The following is a 3,637-nucleotide window of genomic DNA, read 5'->3' as shown; positions in this document are numbered from 1 at the left end:
CCTAGTACGCCGTCAGGCGCAGGGTAAGCCGAGGGCCGGCAACGCGGGCGCCGCGCCCGTCTGCGAACGACCGGGCCAGACGGCGTATGCACACACCTCGGAGCGGAAGGGAGGCGAGCAGGGTTGGACGTTGGCGCGGGCAGCGTGATCGACCTGCTAAACGGAGCGCTCGATGACATTGAGAGATGTGCTGTCTTCCACCCCGGCACCACGGCGCCGAGCCACATCGTCGTCATCGTCTCCGGGCTAGACGCCGTAGAGGTCCCCGTCGCCGTGGGTCGGTACCTCGTCGGCACGCTGGCCGGTGCCGTGGGCATAGACGCTCAACTGTCGGAGGAGTTGCTGGCGCGAGGCATCGACCGCCGCGAAGAGATCCGTAGAACCGTCACGTCGCTGATCGGCAACAACAATGTCTTTGTAACGGACGCGCAGCGGCAGGTCCGCGACACGCGTCGGAACGCATGGATCGGCGAAGGTGTCGGGCACGCCCTGCTGACGCTCAGCGCCCGTCGGGAGACCTCATGTGTCGACGGCCGGATCTGCACGTTGTCTGAGATGCATCAGACGGTGACCCGGCAGGGCCTGGACTCGGTGGGCACCTACGTGCAGAACGACGTGCTCGGTGTGTCCATCGGCGAGAGCAAGTCGACTGAGTCGAACGCGGGCACCAACCTCGGCGAGGCGCTCAACTTGTTCGCTGAAGTGGAGGCGGGCATCCACGGTCCAGACCTGCGCGCCCGGCTTTCCGCGTTCCGCTACGTTCTGGAGCCGGGTCTCAAGGAACAAGTCAAGGACTCGCTTTGGAGCGACAACGCGTCCTACCTGCCGATTGTTGTCTACCAGGATGACTACGACTTCACGACCGCTCGACCCAGGTTCGCTCGGTTGAAGACGCCGCACGAGCGGCGTCGAGTCATCGTCGTACAGTTGCCGAATTTCCACGCGTTCTTCGACGCCGTCGCGGACGCGATGCGAGCAGCGGTCGATGAGGTGGTCGTCTAGTGTTCAACCGGGGAATCAACGCCCTGCTGGCAGCACTGCCCACGATCGCCGACCTGACCGTTGATGAGATTCGTCGGATCCTCACCACGGCTTGGCTCGAGACCACCGGCCCGCGGCTGGGCGCGGATCAGCCTGCAACGGCGTCGGCGGAGACGCTTCGCCGGCTGGCGACGGCGCTGGAACTGCACGCGATCCTTCCCTTACAAGCCGAACAGCTCATGGTCCAGGCCTGTGCCTTCGTCGCCGCAGAGGCCCTAACCATCGCGCACGACCTGGCAGACGCCGACGAGACGGACGAGCAAGGCGGAACGAGCAACGGCTTCCGCTTCTGGTTGTTCGGGTCCGAACGCACCTTTGAGCGTGTCGAGGCCGCCTTGCTCTACCTGATCGCCGGGTACGACGCCAACGCGGCGCTGACGGTTTCCGGCATCGGCGCCGAGGAACTCGGCGCCGACAGTCCCGAAGGACCGATCGCCAGCTGGGCGGTGCAGCGGATCGTGGGACTCTGCCGCCTGACACCAGCGGCCGAGGTGGCTGCCCCGACACTCGACCAGCAAGCACATCCGACTCGCATCCTGATTCGACACGAACTGTGGCGCCGGATCGGCGTCCACGTCGCCGACCATCTCGACTGGCTCATGTTCCGCACCGGGGCCGACCCGAACGCCGGCAGCGCACTGCGAGCCCTCGCCGAGCGGCTCGAGAACCGGGACCAGGTACCCGCACGGCCGGCCGCGCACCCCGACCTCTATCATCTGCTGCTCCTGCTGGCCGCCGCCTGCGATGAGACTGGCTTCCGGGCGCTGCGAACCGTACCGCCTCCGCCGCAGGACACCGGGGATCGCTTTGCGGCCTACCAGCGCGACCGCGCCGCGACTCGGCCGCTGCTCTGGCCCGCCGCTCAGGAATACGCGCAGGCAACGCTGCCCGGGCCCGAGGCTCATGCCGTGGTCGCGGTACCCACCAACTCAGGTAAGTCGTCCGTCGCCGAGCTGGCGATAAGTCAAGCCCTATGCCGGGGTTGGGTCCTCTACCTCGCACCGACCAACGCGCTCGTCGGCCAGATCCGCCGACAGGTTGCCGACGTCTTCGGCCGGGCGACGGTGCGCGAGTTCCTGGGCGGTGCCGAGTACACACAGCTGATCGGTGAGTCCCTGGGACAGATCGAGGACCGGCAGGTCCTCGTCATGACCCCGGAGAAGTGCTCGCTGGCGCTACGGCAGAATCCGGAGGCCTTCCAGGAACTGGCCCTGTGTGTCTTTGACGAAGCGCACCTCCTCGGTGACCGGGCCAGCCGCGGTGTGATCGCCGAGTTGGTTGTCGCAGAGATCCTGCACCGCGCCCGGCAGGCGCGACTGCTGCTGATGTCCGCCCTGATCGCCAATCCCTCCGAGCTTGGAGCATGGCTCAGTCGGGCGACCGGAACGCCCACAGTCGTGATCAACGAACCTTGGCGCCCGACCCGCACCCTCCGCGTGATCGCCGGCATCGACCGCGACCGCGGCATCGCAGCCGCCAATGCGGCGTACCAACAGCTTCAGGCACTACCGCCCCGCCGCGTACAGCAGAAGTTCAACACGCCGATCGCCCTGCTTGCCGGCCTGCAGGGCGCGTGGACAAGCCAAGCTGTCAACGACTACGCGCTCGTGCAGACCGACATCGAAGTCCCTGTCGCCGTCACTCGGGACGCCCGCTGGGACCCCGCCGGCTACTGCACCCCGGCCACCGCGGCGATCGTGCAGCGCCTCGGCCTGCGTGGCGACAGGATCCTCGCCTTCCTGCCCCGCAGCAAGCACGACAGCTTCCACGCGGCGGGCATGACGCAGTTCGCCGTTGTGCCAAACGACAGCACCGTCGAAGCCCTGCTGCACTTGGCCGAGCTCGAACTCGGCGCACCGTCGGCGCTTCGCGCACATCTGCGGCGAGGCGTCGCCGTCCACACCAGTGCCCTGCTCCGCGAAGAGCAGCGCGCCAGCGAAATCTCATTTGAGCGCGGCCTTGCCGTCGCCATGTACGCCACCGGAACCATGGCACAAGGGCTCAACCTGCCCGCCACCGCCGTCGTCATCGGCGGCACCGAGATCGGCTACGACAACGCATCCACCGTACAACAACGGCGTGATCAAACCCGTGCACAACTGCTGAACGCGATCGGGCGTGCTGGCCGCGCCCACGTTGCCCCTCGCTCGATGGCTATCGTTGTGCCGAACAAGGCCTTCGTGCTCAGCTCCTCGGCCGATGCCCAGCGGGCTGTCCGCAACGCAGAGTTTCTGCAGGACGAAGACGCTTCGTCAGAACTGAGCAGCGCACTGGACGGGCTCATCCACGACGTACTCTCCGGCGCGCTGACGGCGGAGGACATGACCGCGGCAGAACACACCGCATTCAGCTTCCTGGCCTTCGAGGACAGCGAAGAGGACGACACCACGCAGGTGGTGGGCAAAACCTGGGCTGTGCACCGGGCAGGCGCGCAACACCACGTTTCGGAGATCACGAACGCGATCACCGTCACGGGCAACGCCTTCATCCAGTCCGCTGGAGCACCCGCGTGGGCGGCGTTCGCCGCACACCAATCCGGCATCGCGCTTCCCGAGACCGCCACGCTTTACCGATACCTGCGGGCGTACCTCGAGCG

Annotated in this window: 2 protein-coding genes; both read left to right on the top strand. The window is 66.9% G+C overall.

Features of this window, described 5'->3' with window-relative positions:
- Nucleotides 1-123 precede the first annotated feature (123 nt).
- Nucleotides 124-1,002 carry a hypothetical protein gene (locus EFE23_RS27605; RefSeq protein ID WP_158675943.1) on the top strand — a complete coding sequence of 293 codons (879 nt, stop codon included), beginning with the start codon at nt 124-126 and terminating at the stop codon, nt 1,000-1,002.
- Nucleotides 1,002-3,637 (top strand): DEAD/DEAH box helicase (locus tag EFE23_RS27600; protein ID WP_123243794.1); only part of this gene is annotated, 2,636 nt, incomplete at its 3' end. The genes EFE23_RS27605 and EFE23_RS27600, both read left to right, overlap by 1 nt.

The organism is Micromonospora solifontis (assembly GCF_003725545.1).
In the GTDB taxonomy this organism is placed as follows: domain Bacteria; phylum Actinomycetota; class Actinomycetes; order Mycobacteriales; family Micromonosporaceae; genus Micromonospora; species Micromonospora solifontis.
The sequence above is the reverse complement of the archived record's forward strand: the minus strand, read 5'-3'. Positions and strand labels throughout refer to the sequence as shown.